Raw genomic sequence first — 16,729 nt, forward strand, 5'->3', positions numbered from 1 at the left:
AGCCGCCTAGAATCACAAGGTCAGCACTCACGAGCAGCCTGGGATCCCCGGCGTTCGAGGAAGACCTTCATGACCGCGACCACCCCCGAGAACGGCCTCCGCACGCGCCTGCACCGCCTGGCACGCGGATCCGTCATCTCGGCGATCGTTCTCGGCCTGGCCGGCGCGGGGGCCGGCAGCGCGTTCGCCGCCACCGATGCCGAGTCCGAGGGCTCGTCGATCGATCTGCTCGTCTCTGCCGGTGTCCGCGGCACGGTCGCTCCTGGGGCCGCGACGACGGCCTCGATCACCGTGCAGAACGACTCCCGGACCGAGCTCTCGTCCGGTCGCGTCACCGTGGAGCTCAACCGCACCCCCCTCACCGACGAGGCCGCCGTCTCGACATGGCTCGACGAGGCAGACGCCACGGGCGGCTTCGAACAGCTCGGCTCTGAGACGACTGCGCCCGTCGACGCCGAGGGATCCGTGACCTCGAGCCTCTTCCTGCCGCCCGAGGTTCTGGGCGACCTCGCCCCCGGCGTCTACCCGTTTCGAGCGACCCTCAGCGGAGCACAGACCGATGCTCAGGACGATGCGCGATCGGTGACGTCGACAACGGTGCTCGTCGTGACCGCCGCCGCGAACCCTCCCATCGCCGTGATGGTGCCGATCACGGCCACGCCCGACAACGGTGCCCTCCTGACCGCAGACGAACTCAGTGCCCTCACCGCCCCCGACGGCGCACTCACCGCGGCCGTCGAAGGAGTTCGCGGAACCTCGGCGATCCTGGCGATCGACCCGGCGATTCCTGCCGCCATCCGGGTGCTCGGCTCCTCCGCGCCGCAGAGCGCCCGCGAGTGGCTGCGCCTTCTCGACGCATTGCCCAACGAGCGCTTCGCTCTGCAGTTCGCCGATGCCGACGTCACCACGCAGGCTCAGGCTGGCCTTCCCACGCTCCTGCAGCCCACGACGCTCGCGCCGTTCCTCAACCCGAGCAACTTCACCGAGCCCGCAGACGAGACTCCCACCCCCACCCCCACCGCGACTGCTGAGCCGACTCCGGCCTCGGTACCGACAGAGGGCGCTGTGCCGTCAGAAGGCACTGCGCCGACGCCGGCGCCGACACCGAGTGACGAACCGACGTCGCCGCCCACCGATGGCCCTGTGCTGCCCGATGATGCCGGACTCACCGCCATCGAGGGAACGACCCCGGGAATCCTGTGGCCGCGCAGCGATGTGTCCGCCGCCGACCTCGACGTCTTCTCGACGTATATGAGCGACGGCGCGGTCACGGTCCTGTCGTCGTCGGCCATCGAAGGCGCCGTCGGTGCGCACGCCGGTGTGGATGGGCGCAGCGTGCTGGTCACCTCGGCTGCAGCATCCGATGCCCTGTCGCAGGCCGCGGGGGAAGACGACACCGCCGCGCGTCAGCAGTGGCTCGCCGAGGCGAGCGCCCACATCTCCCTGACGGGCCAGTCGAACCCGACCGCACCGCTCCTGATCGGACTCGACCGCGACGAGACGCGCACGGCCGAGGCGCTCAGAGAGGCCGTCGCGTCGGTCGACTCCCTCGGATTCGGTCTCGCCGAGGTGCTGGCAGTCCCGGAGACTCCGGCGACGCTCTCGACCGATCCCGATCAGGCTCGTGCGACGGCTCTGCAGCGGATGCTCGAGAGCGAGATCGTGCTCGGCGATTTCTCCACGATCCTCGACGACAGTCAGCTGCTGCTGAGCCCCAAGCGCATCCAGATCATGCGGGCGACTGCGGTCGGCCTCACGGAGAAGGGATTCGACGACGCCGTCTCCGACGTGAACATCGCGACGACAGAGACCCTGAACGCCGTCGACATCCCTCCGGCAAGCACCATCCAGCTGCTCTCCGCCAACGCCGACCTGCCGTTCTCGGTGCGCAACGATCTGCCGTGGCCGGTGAACATCCAGCTCAGCGTCAAGCCGAGCGACCCGCGTCTCGACGTGCAGTCGGTGACGCCGTGGACGATCCAGCCCGGAACCACCACGAGGGTCAAGGTCCCCGTATCGGCCCGTGTCGGTAGCGGCGAGGTCACCCTGACGCTGTCGCTCTCGAGCCCCACCGGCGTGCCCATCAGTCAGCCGGAGAGCGTCCGCGTCTCGGTGCGGGCCGAATGGGAGGCGATCGGTCTCGGAGTCTTCGGCGGCCTCATCGTGCTGCTTCTCGGTCTCGGCATCATCCGCACCGTCCGACGTCGGCGCCGCGAGGCCGTCGCTGAGAACGAACAGGAGACGACATCCGAGTCCGATGCCGTCGAGGAGATGAATGAGTAGTCTCGGGCGCGCCAGCGCCGTCATCGCGGCCGGCACCATGGTCTCTCGGGTGACGGGCCTCCTCCGAAGCATCGTGCTCGTCGGAGTACTCGGATCCATCTCTCAGGCTGCCGACGCCTTCACGGTGGCGAATCAGCTCCCCAACAGCGTCTTTCAACTGATCTCCGTCGGCGTGCTGACGGCTGTCATCGTGCCTCAGATCGTCAAGGCCACCGCAAAGCCCGATGGCGGCGGCGCCTTCATCTCGAAGATGTTCACGCTGGGCGTGGTGGTGCTCCTCGTCTGTACGGCGATCGCGATGATCGCCGCCCCCGGACTCGTCGCCCTCGCGACGTCCGACAAGCAGCAGGAGCTGCGCGCACTGGCGACCGCGCTCGCGTATTGGTGTCTCCCACAGATCCTCTTCTACGGCATCTATGCGCTCCTCGGCGAGACACTCAATGCGCGTCGCATCTTCGGCCCGTTCACGTGGGCGCCCGTCATCAACAACGTCGTGTCGATCGCCGGCTTCCTGGCGCTCGGTGCCCTGTTCGGCAACGTGCCTACGAGAGCCGCCGCCTGGACGCCCGAGATGACCGCGATGCTCGGAGGCACGGCCACCCTGGGCATCATGCTGCAGGCGCTGGTTCTGCTCGTCTTCTGGCGGCGCACCGGCCTCTCGCTCCGCCCGGACTTCCGCTGGCGAGGCGCGGGCCTCGGCACTGTGGGACGACTGGCCGGGTGGACCCTGCTGATGGCTCTCGCCGGCATCGCGGCGGGGTTCTTCCAGACCAGCATCGCTACGACGGTGTCGGGCACCGACGCTTCGACCACGGTGATGGCGAACGCATGGCTCGTCTTCATGCTCCCGTACTCCGTGATCGTGCTCTCGATCGGCACCCCGTACTTCACTCAGATCAGCGAGCATGCGGCGGCCGGTCGGGACGACGAGGTGCGTGCCGACATCAGCCGCAGCATCCGCACCCTGGTGTTCTTCATCATCGCCGCGATCGCCGCGGTCGCAGCGGCCGCTCTTCCCGCATCCCGGGTGTTCACGCGTTCCATAGACGAGACGTTCCAGGCAGCCCCGGTGCTGATCGCGTACCTCATCGGACTGCTGCCCCTGACGATCCTGTTCATCGTGCAGCGGACGTTCTACGCCTACGACGACACCCGTACGCCTTTCTGGTTCACGATCTTCCAGTGCACGCTCGTCGTCGGCACGGCCCTACTCGCGTCATTCCTCTACACCGCCGATGTTCTCCCCGCGAGCCTGCTCGCCGCAGCAGTCGCCCTCGGCCAGTCCATCGCGAGCACGGCGCAGACGCTGCTCGCGATCTGGTTGCTGCACCGCAAGATCGGCGGGCTGCAGATCGCGTCGTGGATGCTGTCCATCGGCCGGTTCGCTCTCGCGGCGATCCCGGCGGGAGCCGCCGGCTGGGGCGTGTTCCTCCTCATGGGCGGTGACGACGGCTGGACACTCCGGAGTCAGCTCTTCGGTGCCCTGGGCACCTGCATCATCGGCATCGCCGTCGTGGCGGTCTACATCGGCATCCTGGCCCTGCTGCGTGCCCCCGAGCTCAAGGTCGCGGGCTCCATGCTGCGGCGGTTCCTGCCAGGTCGCTGACCGCTCCTCGCGTGGGAATGTCGCGCGGCTACCATTGGTTGAAGCAGTCGAACGTCTTTCGGCGTCTCAGCATCTACGACGGAGAGCACATGCGTCAGGTCATCATCATCGGTTCGGGTCCCGCCGGATTCACCGCCGCCATCTACGCGGCGCGCGCGAACCTCAAGCCGCTGCTCATCGCGAGCACGGTCGAGGTCGGCGGAGAGCTGATGAACACCACCGAGGTCGAGAACTACCCCGGCTTCCCCGAGGGGATCCAGGGACCCGAGCTCATGGCCAAGTTCCAGGAGCAGGCTGAGAAGTTCGGCACCGAGGTCGTCTACGACGACGTCACCGAGCTCGACCTCGCCGGCCCCGTCAAGAAGGTCACGCTGGGCAGTGGCACCGTGCACGAGGCCCAGGCGCTGATCTACGCGACCGGCTCGGCCTACCGCAAGCTCGGCATCGAGGGCGAAGAGCGTCTCTCGGGCTACGGCGTCTCGTGGTGCGCCACGTGCGACGGCTTCTTCTTCCGCGAGAAGACGATCGCTGTCGTCGGCGGCGGCGACTCGGCGATGGAAGAGGCCACGTTCCTCACCCGCTTCGCCGAGAAGGTCTACGTCATCCACCGCAAGGACTCCCTGCGTGCGTCGAAGATCATGCAGGAGCGCGCGTTCGCGAACGAGAAGATCGAGTTCGTGTGGAACAGCGAGGTCGCCGAGATCCTCGGTGGCGACTCCGTCTCGGGCGTGCAGCTGCGCAACACGGTCGACGGCACGCTCAGCGATCTCGCCCTCGACGGTCTGTTCATCGCGATCGGCAACGACCCGCGCACGCACCTCGTGCACGACAAGCTCGAGCTGACCGCAGAGGGCACCATCTGGGTCGACGGCCGCTCGTCGGTCACGTCGGTTCCCGGTGTCTTCGCCGCCGGTGACGTCATCGACCCCACCTACCGCCAGGCCATCACGGCCGCGGGCTCGGGAACGGTCGCGGCCCTCGACGCCGAGCACTTCCTGGCCGATCTCGAAGACGCCTCGGTCGAGTTCCCGGCTGCGGAGGCCGCCGAGATCATCACCGCCTGAGCGGCAGGGAACAGTTTCACCTCGTCTGCTGTTGTAGCAGGCGAACCTCGAACAAGGAGAACTCTGATGAGTGCAAAGGCTACGAGCCAGGCGACCTGGGAGCAGGACGTTCTGCAGGCCGAAGGTCCCGTCCTCGTGGACTTCTGGGCCGAGTGGTGCGGACCCTGTCGCATGGTCGCGCCGGTGCTGGACCAGATCCAGGCCGACAACCCCGACAAGATCACCATCCTCAAGCTGAACGTGGACGAGAACCCGCAGCTGGCGATGAAGTACCAGATCACCTCGATCCCCGCGATGAAGGTGTTCCAGGGCGGTGAGGTCAAGACGACCATCATCGGCGCCAAGCCGAAGCCGGCCCTCGAGCAGGATCTCGCCGCGTTCATCGGCTGATCCCGCGTAGACACGGGCCGTCACTCCTCCGGGAGTGGCGGCCCTTTCTTCGTGCCGCCTACTTGTCGTAGACCGGCACCGAGGGCAGTCCTCGGGCTGCGCGCGCTCGGTCGACGATCTCCTGGATCACGGGAGTCTTCGCGGCGTTGTAAGTCGACGCACCGCGTGCGGCGGCGGCCACCGCGTCGCACTTGGCGTGGGAGTAACGGTCGGCATCGTCGGGATGCGACCGCAGCCAGTCCCTGAGCAGCCGCTGATGCACGGCATCCCACTCCCCCTCGACGAAGAAGTGCGCGATCGCACTGCGGATGCCGTCGGCTTCGAGGATCATCACCGGATGCGAGCGCACGGCGCTGCCCCGCCGCCAGCCACCGGCATGCAGAGCCTGGCTGTGGATCTCGAAGTCGTCGAGGTCCCTGATCCTGACGGCCACATCGATGATGGGCTTCGCCCGCATCCCCGGGATCGCCGTCGAACCGATGTGCTCGATCGTCCAGTCGGCATCCCCGAGAGCGCGGATCTGCCGTGCGATCCTCTCGAACTGCTCCGGCCAGGTGGGGTCGTAGCCGACAAGCATCCGAGGCACGATTCCGCGGCCCTCAGGAGGCGTCGGCGACCGAGGGATCCCAGCGGCGGTGGCGCTGCTTCTCGTCGAGAAGGCCCCAGACCGCCGGAGTGAGCTCCGGGTACTCCAGCGCGATCTGGCGAAGCACACGGTAGTGCCGGGCGGCGTTCGGGCGCACGCCGTCGTTCGCCGTGATGTTGTCGGCGCGCAGCAGGTAGACGACGAGCTCGTCGACGCTCGGCAGCTCCTCCATGAACTCCCAGGGGTCTTCTCCGCTCAGAAGCCTCTCCTGGATCAGCACGGCGAGTTCGTCCGACGCTTCTGCTCTCAGCACTTCGAGGCTGGCGCGGCGCGGAACGGACTCTGTCATGCTTCCAGCCTACGTCGCCTTGCGCGTGCCCCGGCGCTCCACCGTCAGCTCGTCGGTCATCTCCTCGAGCTCTTTGCCTTTGGTCTCCGGCACCTTGAAGTACACGAAGAAGAACGACAGCAGAGCGAAGAACGCGTAGAAGCCGTACGCGAACGTGAGGCCGATGTCGGCGAAGATCGGGAACGTCGTCGAGATGAAGAAGTTGGCCGCCCACTGCGCGGCCGCAGCGACCGCAAGGGCACCGGCACGGATCGAGTTCGGGAAGATCTCGCCCAGAAGAACCCACACGAGCGGACCCCAGGTGGCTCCGAAGAACACCACGAAGCCGTTGGCGCAGATCAGGGCCACTGTCGCCCATGGATCGGGAAGCGTCGCCGCGCCTTCGGCGTCGAGCGTGCCGAACGAGAAGGCCAGAGCCATGAGCCCGAGGGTCACTGTCATGCCCACCGAACCGACCAGGAGCATGATGCGGCGCCCCACCTTGTCGACGAGCAGGATCGCGATGATCGTCACCACGATGTTCGTCACCGACGTGATGACCGAGGTCAGCAGAGCGCTCGACTCGTCGAATCCGACCGACTGCCACAGCGTCGTCGAGTAGTAGAAGATGACGTTGATGCCGACGAACTGCTGGAACACCGACAGCAGGATGCCGACCCAGACGATCGGCTTGAGCCCGAGACGGCTGCCGCGGAGGTCGCGCAGTGACTCCTTGCGCTCCGTGTCGATCGTGCTGGTGATCTCCTTGATCTTCGCGTCGACGTCGACGGCGCCTGTGACGGTCTCAAGCACCTCTGCGGCACGTGTCATGTCGCCCTTGCGCACGAGATACCTCGGTGACTCTGGAAGCCGCAGAGACACCAGCCCGTAGACCAGCGCGGGGATCGCCGCCACCATGAACATCCAGCGCCATGCCGTGAGCCCCCACAGGGGCTGGTCCGCTGCCCCTGCGATGTTCGCGAGCAGGGCGTCCGACAGGAGCGCAGCGAAGATACCCGTGACGATGGCGAGCTGCTGCAAAGACCCCAGTCGTCCTCGAATCGCGGCAGGTGAGACCTCAGCGATGTATGCAGGGGCGATGACGGATGCCGCACCGACGCCGAGTCCCCCGATCACCCGCCAGATGATCAGGTCGACGACGCTGAAGGCGAGTCCGGATCCGATCGCCGAGATGAAGAACATCGCCGCGGCGACGACCATGACGGGGATGCGCCCCCGTTTGTTCGCGATGGGGCCTGCGAACCACGCTCCCACCGCGCAGCCGATCAGAGCCGACGAGACGGCGAAGCCCTTGAGCCCGACCCCGAGGTCGAAGCCCGAGACATCGCCCGCGAGGGCATCGACGGCGCCGTTGATCACCGCAGTGTCGAAACCGAAGAGGAACCCTCCGAGAGCTGCGGCGATACTCACCGCGATGACGCGTCGCCTGACGCCTTCCGGATTCAGCGCTTTGAACATGGCATCCCTCTCGTCATCGCGATGTCGAGAGTCTACGACCGGTCAGTGGCTGCGGCGCGGCATCACGCCGGGCCATACCCCGATTCGCCGAGTTCGCTGAGGATCCGGTTCAGGTCCTGGATCGAAGCGAAATCGATGATGACCTGGCCTTTTCGTGCACCCAGCGAGACCTTGACCCGGGTGTTGAGGCGATCCCCGAGGGTGCCGGCGACCTCATCGAGATAGGCTCGGCGAGCGCCGGGGGTCGGCTTCGCGGTGCGACCGGGACTCGCCGGCTCGGTCTTCGCGGCGACCTCGGTGGCTCGTACCGACAGGTCTTCGTTCACGACCTTGTCAGCAAGCCGCTGCATCGCCTCCGGCGTCTCCAGGCTGAGGATCGCGCGAGCGTGTCCTGCGGTCAGCACACCTGCGGCCACGCGCTGCTGCACGGGCATGGGCAGCTTGAGCAGGCGGATCGTGTTGCTGATCTGCGGGCGCGATCGGCCGATCCGAGTAGCCAGCTCCTCCTGGGTGATGCCGAAGTCCTCGAGCAGCTGCTGGTAGGCCGAGGCCTCTTCGAGTGGGTTCAGCTCGGAGCGGTGCAGGTTCTCGAGCAGTGCGTCGCGCAGGAGATCTTCGTCGGCGGTCTCGCGGACGATGGCGGGGATCTTCTCCAGGCCGGCTTCACGGGCAGCGCGGGTGCGCCGCTCCCCCATGATCAGCTCGTACTCGCCGTCACTGTTCTTGCGCACCACGACCGGCTGCAGCACGCCGAACTCGCGCACGCTGTGCACGAGCTCCGCGAGATCCTCCGCATTGAAGTGCGTACGCGGCTGGCGCGGGTTCGGCACGATCTTCTGCGGGTCGACCTGAATCAGGTGGATGCCGGGCACGACCTCGAGGTCGGCTTCAGCGGCAGGCTGGTCGCTGGTCTGATCCGTCGCCGGACGCAGGTTGGCACCGGGGAAGAACACATCCACGGGACGCTCGGACTGATCTGCTGTGGGAATGAGAGCACCGATGCCCCGACCCAGTCCAGTGCGCTTCGCCATCATTTCTCCTTGCTCTGCGTCGCCGTCCGCGACGCGATCTCGACAGCGGCCTCGCGATACGCGACGGCGCCGGCGGATTGCCCATCGTAGGCGATCACGGTCTGACCGAAACTCGGTGCCTCCGACACCCGCACCGAGCGCGGGATGACGGTGTCGAGCACCTGATCGGGGAAGTGTGTGCGGACCTCGTCAGCGACCTGCTGCGCCAGCCGCGTGCGGCCGTCGAACATCGTCAGCAGGATCGTGGAGAGATGAAGCCCAGGATTCAGGTGCTTCTGGATCATCTGGATGCTGCCGAGAAGCTGGCTCAGCCCCTCGAGTGCGTAGTACTCGCACTGGATCGGGATGAAGACCTCACTCGCCGCCGTGAAGGCGTTGATCGTGAGCAGACCCAGAGAAGGAGGGCAGTCGATGATGACGAAATCCATCGGGCTGTCGACGAGATAAGCGTCGAGCGCTCGTCGCAGGCGATGCTCACGCGCGACCTGAGCCACGAGCTCGATCTCAGCCCCGGCGAGGTGGATGGTGCTCGGAGCGCAGAAGAGGTTCTCGTCTTCCGGGCTCTGCTGCACGATGTCGGCGAGCGGGACGTCGTCGATCAGAACGTCGTACACACTCGGGGTATCGGCGTTGTGCGGCACACCGAGAGCGGTCGATGCGTTGCCCTGTGGGTCGAGGTCGATCACCAGGACCTTGGCGCCAAGACCCGCCAGTGCCGAAGCGACGTTGACGGCGCTCGTGGTCTTGCCGACACCGCCCTTCTGGTTCGAGACCGTGAGGATGCGAGTGTCTCCGGTGAAATCGATGTTCACCGTCTCGAGCGCACGGCGTCGAGCGGAGAGGTCGGCGAGTTCCCGCGCGAGCGGCGTATCCATCCCGAAAGAGTCCTTCGGTGATGCCTTTTCGGGCTGTTTCACGTGAAACATCCACTCCTTTCGGGGCCGTCCTCCACTCTAATCGCTGCGGGGGACGTTGCTGCGTCGGAGCTGGCGCTGGCGGCGGGATCGGTGGCGATTTCCGAGAGTCTCTCCGGGTCAACTCGCCCGGGAGCAGCGAGTCTCGCGGCGCACACGCCCCGCTGCGCGCTCAGGTTCTGGGGGCGAAGCATGGGTAGGGCTCAGAGGCGCTCCGTCGTGCGCGGGATCGGAGCACGAGCTGGTCCCGCACCTTCACTCCCGGTGGATGTGCGCGATTGCGGTCCCCGCGCCTTCGTCATCATCGACTCCCTCGCATGGTGTGCACGATGGTGGCACGGAAGATGGATCACGCTCTGTGTGTGTTGCCTTGGCGTGGCGTCTCGTCTCCCGTCCTGGGCTGCACACACGCCGGCGGGGGATCACGGCTGCGTCGTCGTCCGCTGGAGCATCGCCGACTGCGACCAGCCCTCGCCCTCTGCATCGTGGGCCTCACACGCGAAGTGGTCGAACAGCAGGAACGCATCATCCCGTGCGGCACGCGATGTGCGGGCTGGGCTCATCCTCACCATCGTTGTGATGCGCGCTCATACCGGTGGAGATCAGCCGAATCACCTCCTGAACTGCGCATCCGCTGCGCTGCCGGCAGCCTGCGCACAGCTATGGGACAACGGCTGGGTCATCCCTGTCGGCGCCGCGGAGCCTTGTCGGCCTCTGCCATCGTTCTCGCGCATGCATCCTCGCGAGCGAACGAAGTCGGTGTGTTTCACGTGGAACGGTCAGCGCCGCGCAAGAGCTCTTCGATCCGATCGACCACATATTCGAGGGATTGCGTAGCGTCGATCTCCACCGTCGCCGTCGCACGGAGCCGTGGTTCAACCGACGCCTGATTCGACGTGATCTCTTCCTGCTCAGCTGCGGTCGAGCCGTAGGGGTTCGTGGTGCGTCGCCGTACCCTGTCGAGAAGTACCGCGATGGGCGCCGACAACAGAACCACGTGATCGAAGCGGTCGTAGAAGTCGCCTTGATTCTCGACGGTGCCGGACACGACCACTTCGGTACTCTCCCCCAACAGAGCACCCATGAGAACGTCGTCCCACAGCCCCGCCTCGGTGGTCCAGTGGCCGTAGTCCGTATCGACCACGGGGTAGCCCCGCTCCTCCAACTCGCGGAGTACGCTCGACTTGCCGACACCCGACATACCAGTGATGAGCAAGCGAACCATGTGCTCACGATACCGATGTTTCACGTGGAACATTGGCTCTCCGCGTCAGTGCCACCCGACTGTACCCATGCTGACGGCACATCGGCTGGCTTGCCCCTCTACGGATCGCGCGACTCACTGTGACCCCTATCGTCGACCCCTATCGTCGCGACGGTCCCTGCGTTCCGTTCGGCTCCTCCACGATCGATGCGCCGGGTGACTCCGGCGCTCTCGGGCACCGTCGCACTGACTCGGTCTCCGGTCATCGGGGTAGTTGGGTCAGAGACCCCTTTTCCTGATGTGGCCGCGCCGCTCACGGTCTACGCGCGAGAGCTCTCCGTAGTTCGGCCGTCCTGAAGAGCCTCGCAAATCGCTCACCTACCCTCTGTTGCCACAGCGTGTGTTGGCCCCAAACGCGTGAAGTGAGTCTTCGGAATAGGAACGGCCTCCTACCCAGCGCGTATCCCCACTTCCCCGCGCTTGGGTCAGCCACCAAGGCCGGAAAGCCCGACCACCCACCGTCGTGGGATCGCACATCCCGCGATTAAAACGGGTCGCCTGCACTTCACGTAACCCCAAGAGGTGGCCTCCTGTGGGGCTCGAACTCCCGCGGCCCATAGTCCCAGTCGCACTCAGAATCTGATCGGACCGCTCGAGTCACGTATATGAGAGTCACGCGACCACGGTGTTCCACGTGAGACAGCTGCTTCACGTGAGCGCGATGTTTCACGTGAAACGCCCTTGATGATCATCCTCTGTGCAGCCCCTCCCCCCCAATCAGGTCTAGACCCCAATCTCGCGCCTACGGCTCGTTCGCCATAGGACACAACGGACGTGTGACACTCCCAACACGACCCTGCGGTTCCGCTGGGTGTGTGGAAGCACGCTCCAAAGGACTCCTCCATGTTCCTCTGGTGAGGAGACGATGCCGCAACGCACCGCGGCATCGCTAAGAGGTACGAACCCTCTCGGCTGCCACAGTTATCGCCATCTCATGGCTGTACGCGCCGACTGGTGCGGGCGCACTCGAGCCTTCTGGGGTAGACGACGCTTCTCACAATGACGTTTCACGTGAAACACCCGTCCCATACCCAGATGGTGCGTGTTAGATGTGGTCACACCTCACCGCCACCTGTCGTGGTTCGACTCCTCACGCCACGAGCACCGTTATCGCGGCTACGAACAGCCACTATGCACGTAGGCAGCCGGGCTGATTGGAAGGTCGCGAAGGCGTGTCCGCGGCACGACCAGATCTCGAATCGCGGCACTACGTTCAGGTATTTCGCCGACTCCACTGACGCTGGACGAACGAGTCACTCCGGACGAGGGGCTCTCCCCCGAGGGGCAGAGAGGTGCGTTTCACGTGAAACATGCTCAAGGGATCCCTCTTGAAAGCGCAGCGAGAGACACAACGGGATAGCGCCCCTCGCGCCCTGGCTACTCGGATCGGTCCGGTCCCCTCCGGCTCGGTGCGGTCGACAGAGCATTGTCACCAGTGTCAACCGGGCTGGATAGGCACCTCCCACTGAGAAGGATCTACTGCAGGGACGCGCACATGACGCATGCCCGCACACCTTCATGAGATCTCGCCGAGCAGGCTCAATGCCGGGCGACTTCGCTGACCCGGCTCAGGCCGGACAGGGGGCGTGTCGCTCGCGGCGGGCTTCGAACCCTATGAGCAAACCACAGCTCCTTCACCAGAAGCGTTTCACGTGAAACACGATGCCGATCCACCTACCCCCCGGACTGCCGGAGCGGATAGTGACGCTCACGGCGGGTGTCGAGCCCTATGAGCGGACCACTGCTCCCTCGTCAGAAGCGTTTCACGTGAAACACCATGCCGATACACCAAACCCTCGAACGGGCCGACCCGGCAGTGACCTCGGTCTACTCCCATACTCACCACCAGAAGTCGCATGCGACCGCGACACCGATTCAACACCTGTGTGCATTGCGACTTGGCTCGCGCAGGCCGGCGAGTGAAGTTCGCGAAGTACCCCGCGACGCCTACGAGCAAACAACAGCGGCATAAACAAGGAGTGTTTCACGTGAAACACTCCTTGGACCTACCGACACGTGAACGATACACGCTGCCACTATGACTCACCTTCACTGTCACACGGCGAAGATCAGGTTGAACGAGCTGGTTCGCTGGCGCAGCCCACGCCCGTTCCCGCTCCTGCACCCGCTGGCGCTCCCGCTCGAAGAGCATCGAATCCGGCGTGTGTTTCACGTGAAACATCGAAAACACTCGCCACACCAGCCGAAGTCCCTCGTGCACTCCCCATCGCCCCAGAACAGCGCCACTCACGGCGCGCAGGATCTCCGAGGGCTCCTTGCACCTCCTCGGCATCGACCTCCCGCGGACGCTGACGTAACGGTGCATGAGCGCCGGCCGGTCACGCGCGGACACCGTTCGTCCTGGAACCAGGCGTGGGACCTCAGTTACCGCGAGAGTTCGTCTGCGATGCCGCGGCAGGGCGCCACCAGAGAAGACGTCACCGAGAACGTCAGAACCACGCAGGAGTTTCGCCGTTAACCTATCGCGCGCCGACGGGGACGTGGGGAGCAAACGCCCCCTCGTGCGGTCTCGGACTGTCTACCCCTGTCACGCCACTCAACACTGGAGTGGGTGCCACCTCCGAAAAGGCGGACCCTGTATTCCGACGATTCCCGGCGCGTCTGGCCAAGATCCCTTAGGAGCTGCAGCGCGCGGCTTTGTCTACCGAACCCGAGCCCGAACGACGCGGGTGCTCTCAGCGAGAACTCCCGCTCCGAGGACTTCGACACGGACGTCTGAGAGGCGGAACTTCTTGATCTGCTTCTGCGCCGCTTCGATCTCGTTGTCGGCGTTCATCCCCTTGAGCAGCAGGAGCTCTCCCCCATCACGAACGAGAGGAGCGGTGAGCGGGATGAGCGTCTTGAGCGCGCTGACCGCGCGCGCGGTGACGACATCGAACCCCGCCGGACGAGGCACGTCCTCAGCACGTGCGCGCACGACCTTGACGTTGCCCAGGCTCAACTCCGCCACCTGCTCGTTCAGCCACGTGGTGCGACGCTCCATCGGTTCGATGAGCGTCCACTCCACGTCAGGGCGGGCGATCGCGAGCACGATTCCAGGCAGTCCCGCACCGGAGCCGATATCCGCAACCGATCCGTGGAACAGAGGAGCAGCGATGACGCTGTTCAGAATGTGCCTGGTCCACAGACGCGGAAGCTCGAGGGGGCCGATCAGACCCCTCTCTTCCCCATGCTCAGTCAGGGCTGCTGCGAACCGGCGTGCCAGCTCGATCCGGTCTCCGAAGAGCTCGGGCGCGACGGAGGGCTCGACCTCGACATCGACACCACTCACGACAGCATCCCGCTCAGATGTTCCACGTGAAACGTCAACGACGCCGCAGAACCGTGTGGCGGTCGGCACCCTCGCCGTACGACTCGGAAACAAGTCCCTGATCAGCGGCAATATCGTGCACAAGCTTGCGCTCATAGCTGGACATCGCGGGCAACGATGCCTGAGTCGCTCCATCATCGAGCTTCGCGGCCGCCGCATTCACCAGCGTCTCGAGCTGGCGACGGCGTGCGTCGCGAGACCCGCCGACATCGAGGATCAGTCGCGAGAACGAACCGGTCTTGTTCTGAACAGCCAGGCGGGTCAGTTCCTGAAGAGCCTGCACCGTGTCGGGAGCCGACAGCAGAGCCAGTCCATCTCCCTCAGCCTCGACCGACACGTAGGCGCGGCCCTGGCGGACATCGAGGTTGAGGTCACCGTCGATGTCAGCGATGTCGAGCAGCTCTTCGAGGTAGTCAGCGGCGACGTCGCCCTCGTTCTCGAGCTCGGCGACCGTGGGCTCCACGGTCTCGGTCATGTTGTCGGTCACGAACCGCTCCCCTTCTTCTTGGCACGCTTCTTGCCCACGGGCTGCTGGCGCTTCGGAGTCTGCGCCTTGGCGCGCTCCGCCTCTTCGAGCAGCCGCTGCTGCTCTGCTTCGTAGGCGGCCATGGGAACGACCTTGCCCGAGGAATCGATCGCCTTGCCCTTGCGGGCGAGTCGCTCTTCACGCGCCTTCGCGGCTTCAGAACCGGGAGTCGGCATCTCGCGGATGACCAGGAACTGCTGACCCATGGTCCACAGGTTCGAGATGAACCAGTACACGACGACGCCGAGCGGGAAGAAGATGCCCGAGAAGATGAAGCCGAGCGGCAGCACGTAGAGCATGATCTTCTGCATCTGGTACGCCTGGCCGGTCTTGGCCTCGGGCGACAGGTTCTTCGAGATGATCTGCAGCTGCGTGAAGAACTGCGACGCGATCATGAGCACGACGAGCGTGACCAGGATGATGATCGCGGTGGTGTTGCCGGCGTCCACTGCGTTGCCGAGCGTCTCGTGAAGAGACGCGACCCCGAAGAGCTCCGCGTTGTAGAACTGCTCGGTGAGCTCTGCATTCAGCAGGCCCACGCCGCCGACGCCCTGATTGTGGTGCTTCGAGACATCGCTCAGCACACTGAACAGAGAGAAGAAGATCGGCATCTGCACGAGGAGCGGCAGACAGCTCGACATCGGCGTCGTGCCGTGCTTCTTATAGAGGCCCATGGTCTCGCGGCTCATCGCCTCACGAGACAGCTGATCCTTCTTACCCCGGTACTTCTCCTGAACTTTCCGCAGTTCAGGAGCGATTTCCATCATCTTTCGCTGGCTCTTGATCTGCTTCACGAAGAGCGGGATCAGGGCAGCGCGCACCACGATCACGAGGCCGACGATCGAGAGCACCCAGGTCAGACCGGATGCTGCCGGCAGACCGACGGCGGTCAGAAGCCAGTGCCAGGCGACGAGGACGAGCTCGACGACCCACTTGAGGGGCCAGAGAATGGTTCCGATCAGATCGAAGCCGCCGGAGGCAGGCTCCGGTGACGGTGTTGCGCTGGCGAGCAGAAGGTCAAGACCCACCGATCAATCCTTTCGGGCAGGGACGACGAAACCGCGAGCGGTCAGGTCATAACGGAAGTGTTGGTGCGGACGGACGTCGTCGACGCCGCCGTGGCTCCAGGGATTGCAACGAAGGATGCGCCATGCCGAGAGCATCGCTCCCTTCACCGCGCCGTGCTGTTGCACCGCACCTACAGCGTAAGCGGAACAGGATGGGTAATAGGCGCAGACATCTCCGTACATGGGGGAGATCACCTTGCGATACCCGGTGAGGAACCCCAGAACGAGATTCCTCGGAATCAGCGGGATGCTGCGCAGCACGTCCCCGGTCTGCAGATGAGCGCTGCCGATCGAAGATGCCGGAAGGGCGGTCATGCTCGACCCTGCCCGAGGCGGTCGAGGCAGTGATTCACATCGGCGCTCAGCTCTGCGTAGGTGGCTGTCGCGGATGCAGGAAGGGCACGGATGACGACATCCGTGCCCTCGGGGACCCGCGACAGCGCATCCGCACACACGGCTTTGAGTCGCCGACGCACGGTGTTGCGCACCACAGCGGTGCCCACCTGCTTGCTGATGATGAATCCGAACCTCGCGGCTCTGCTCTCGCCCGTCGTCAGTATCGATGTGACGACTTTGGCTCCGCCACAACGGGATCCGCGTCGAACGACCAGGCGATAGTCGCTCCCGCGGGTCACACGAAACGGGCGGGCGAGCACAGCGATTTACGCGGAGAGCTCGGTGCGGCCCTTCGCGCGACGGGCCGAGAGGATCGAACGACCGGCGCGCGTGCGCATGCGAAGACGGAAGCCGTGCTTCTTGGCGCGACGACGGTTGTTGGGCTGGAAGGTGCGCTTGCTCATGAAATCACTCCGGGAATGCTGCCACCGGGATCATTTTGACCGGAGACATAGGGATCTGCC

Annotated in this window: 17 protein-coding genes; 4 read left to right on the forward strand and 13 right to left on the reverse strand. The window is 65.3% G+C overall.

Annotation, left to right across the window (positions count from 1 at the left end; genetic code table 11):
• Window positions 1–69 precede the first annotated feature (69 nt).
• The 4 genes from AC04ME_RS01040 (at window position 70) to trxA (ending at window position 5,343) form a co-directional block, all read left to right on the forward strand.
• Window positions 70–2,283: a DUF6049 family protein gene (locus AC04ME_RS01040; RefSeq protein WP_475433134.1), complete on the forward strand. Its 2,214-nt coding sequence runs from the start codon at window positions 70–72 to the stop codon at window positions 2,281–2,283.
• Window positions 2,276–3,889 (forward strand): murein biosynthesis integral membrane protein MurJ, encoded by a 1,614-nt coding sequence (gene murJ, locus AC04ME_RS01045; RefSeq protein ID WP_042541542.1) that lies wholly within the window; start codon window positions 2,276–2,278, stop codon window positions 3,887–3,889. The genes AC04ME_RS01040 and murJ overlap by 8 nt, the downstream gene beginning before the upstream one ends.
• 89 nt (window positions 3,890–3,978) lie before the next feature.
• A complete protein-coding gene (gene trxB, locus AC04ME_RS01050) occupies window positions 3,979–4,953 on the forward strand; it encodes a thioredoxin-disulfide reductase (RefSeq protein WP_042541570.1) in 975 nt (324 codons plus the stop codon).
• A 66-nt stretch (window positions 4,954–5,019) separates the two neighbouring features.
• Complete coding sequence (trxA, locus tag AC04ME_RS01055; RefSeq protein ID WP_042541543.1) at window positions 5,020–5,343, forward strand: thioredoxin; 324 nt, start codon at window positions 5,020–5,022, stop codon at window positions 5,341–5,343.
• 58 nt (window positions 5,344–5,401) lie between these two features.
• Here the strand turns inward: trxA and AC04ME_RS01060 are convergent, their stop codons facing one another.
• The 13 genes from AC04ME_RS01060 to rpmH all read right to left on the reverse strand — a co-directional run bounded on the left by AC04ME_RS01060 (window position 5,402) and on the right by rpmH (window position 16,669).
• Window positions 5,402–5,920, reverse strand: coding sequence for a GrpB family protein (locus AC04ME_RS01060; protein ID WP_042541544.1), 519 nt, complete (start codon window positions 5,918–5,920; stop codon window positions 5,402–5,404).
• 22 nt (window positions 5,921–5,942) lie between these two features.
• Window positions 5,943–6,278 carry a hypothetical protein gene (locus AC04ME_RS01065; protein WP_042541545.1) on the reverse strand — a complete coding sequence of 112 codons (336 nt, stop codon included), beginning with the start codon at window positions 6,276–6,278 and terminating at the stop codon, window positions 5,943–5,945.
• 9 nt (window positions 6,279–6,287) lie between these two features.
• A complete protein-coding gene (locus tag AC04ME_RS01070) occupies window positions 6,288–7,736 on the reverse strand; it encodes a sugar porter family MFS transporter (protein WP_475433139.1) in 1,449 nt (482 codons plus the stop codon).
• Window positions 7,737–7,798: 62 nt separating this feature from the next.
• Window positions 7,799–8,767 (reverse strand): ParB/RepB/Spo0J family partition protein, encoded by a 969-nt coding sequence (locus AC04ME_RS01075; protein ID WP_079113844.1) that lies wholly within the window; start codon window positions 8,765–8,767, stop codon window positions 7,799–7,801.
• Complete coding sequence (locus tag AC04ME_RS01080; RefSeq protein ID WP_153302272.1) at window positions 8,767–9,642, reverse strand: ParA family protein; 876 nt, start codon at window positions 9,640–9,642, stop codon at window positions 8,767–8,769. The genes AC04ME_RS01075 and AC04ME_RS01080 overlap by 1 nt, the downstream gene beginning before the upstream one ends.
• A gap of 461 nt (window positions 9,643–10,103) precedes the next feature.
• Window positions 10,104–10,244 (reverse strand): hypothetical protein, encoded by a 141-nt coding sequence (locus tag AC04ME_RS01085; protein WP_156145942.1) that lies wholly within the window; start codon window positions 10,242–10,244, stop codon window positions 10,104–10,106.
• A 203-nt stretch (window positions 10,245–10,447) separates the two neighbouring features.
• A complete protein-coding gene (locus AC04ME_RS01090; protein WP_042541571.1) occupies window positions 10,448–10,906 on the reverse strand; it encodes a dephospho-CoA kinase in 459 nt (152 codons plus the stop codon).
• 2,701 nt (window positions 10,907–13,607) lie between these two features.
• On the reverse strand, window positions 13,608–14,237 hold the full coding sequence (gene rsmG / locus AC04ME_RS01095) for a 16S rRNA (guanine(527)-N(7))-methyltransferase RsmG (protein ID WP_475433141.1): 630 nt from the start codon (window positions 14,235–14,237) through the stop codon (window positions 13,608–13,610).
• Window positions 14,238–14,271: 34 nt separating this feature from the next.
• Window positions 14,272–14,751, reverse strand: coding sequence for a Jag family protein (locus AC04ME_RS01100; protein ID WP_153302332.1), 480 nt, complete (start codon window positions 14,749–14,751; stop codon window positions 14,272–14,274).
• Between the two features lie 8 nt (window positions 14,752–14,759).
• The gene (yidC, locus tag AC04ME_RS01105; protein WP_042541552.1) at window positions 14,760–15,830 is read right to left on the reverse strand and encodes a membrane protein insertase YidC; all 1,071 of its coding nucleotides are present in this window, start codon (window positions 15,828–15,830) and stop codon (window positions 14,760–14,762) included.
• Between the two features lie 3 nt (window positions 15,831–15,833).
• The gene (gene yidD / locus AC04ME_RS01110) at window positions 15,834–16,184 is read right to left on the reverse strand and encodes a membrane protein insertion efficiency factor YidD (RefSeq protein WP_042541553.1); all 351 of its coding nucleotides are present in this window, start codon (window positions 16,182–16,184) and stop codon (window positions 15,834–15,836) included.
• Window positions 16,181–16,525, reverse strand: coding sequence for a ribonuclease P protein component (gene rnpA / locus AC04ME_RS01115; protein ID WP_475433144.1), 345 nt, complete (start codon window positions 16,523–16,525; stop codon window positions 16,181–16,183). The genes yidD and rnpA overlap by 4 nt, the downstream gene beginning before the upstream one ends.
• 6 nt (window positions 16,526–16,531) lie before the next feature.
• Window positions 16,532–16,669 (reverse strand): 50S ribosomal protein L34, encoded by a 138-nt coding sequence (gene rpmH, locus AC04ME_RS01120; protein ID WP_042541555.1) that lies wholly within the window; start codon window positions 16,667–16,669, stop codon window positions 16,532–16,534.
• Window positions 16,670–16,729: the final 60 nt, after the last annotated feature.

The organism is Microbacterium sp. LjRoot205 (genome assembly GCF_056175745.1).

Coding starts and splice junctions, on each gene's coding strand:
- AC04ME_RS01040 (WP_475433134.1), top strand. CDS start 70: ATGACCGCGACCACCCCCGAGAACGGCCTCCGCACGCGCCTGCACCGC.
- murJ (WP_042541542.1), top strand. CDS start 2,276: ATGAGTAGTCTCGGGCGCGCCAGCGCCGTCATCGCGGCCGGCACCATG.
- trxB (WP_042541570.1), top strand. CDS start 3,979: ATGCGTCAGGTCATCATCATCGGTTCGGGTCCCGCCGGATTCACCGCC.
- trxA (WP_042541543.1), top strand. CDS start 5,020: ATGAGTGCAAAGGCTACGAGCCAGGCGACCTGGGAGCAGGACGTTCTG.
- AC04ME_RS01060 (WP_042541544.1), bottom strand. CDS start 5,920: ATGCTTGTCGGCTACGACCCCACCTGGCCGGAGCAGTTCGAGAGGATC.
- AC04ME_RS01065 (WP_042541545.1), bottom strand. CDS start 6,278: ATGACAGAGTCCGTTCCGCGCCGCGCCAGCCTCGAAGTGCTGAGAGCA.
- AC04ME_RS01070 (WP_475433139.1), bottom strand. CDS start 7,736: ATGTTCAAAGCGCTGAATCCGGAAGGCGTCAGGCGACGCGTCATCGCG.
- AC04ME_RS01075 (WP_079113844.1), bottom strand. CDS start 8,767: ATGGCGAAGCGCACTGGACTGGGTCGGGGCATCGGTGCTCTCATTCCC.
- AC04ME_RS01080 (WP_153302272.1), bottom strand. CDS start 9,642: ATGGATACGCCGCTCGCGCGGGAACTCGCCGACCTCTCCGCTCGACGC.
- AC04ME_RS01085 (WP_156145942.1), bottom strand. CDS start 10,244: ATGAGCCCAGCCCGCACATCGCGTGCCGCACGGGATGATGCGTTCCTG.
- AC04ME_RS01090 (WP_042541571.1), bottom strand. CDS start 10,906: ATGGTTCGCTTGCTCATCACTGGTATGTCGGGTGTCGGCAAGTCGAGC.
- AC04ME_RS01100 (WP_153302332.1), bottom strand. CDS start 14,751: ATGACCGAGACCGTGGAGCCCACGGTCGCCGAGCTCGAGAACGAGGGC.
- yidD (WP_042541553.1), bottom strand. CDS start 16,184: ATGACCGCCCTTCCGGCATCTTCGATCGGCAGCGCTCATCTGCAGACC.
- rpmH (WP_042541555.1), bottom strand. CDS start 16,669: ATGAGCAAGCGCACCTTCCAGCCCAACAACCGTCGTCGCGCCAAGAAG.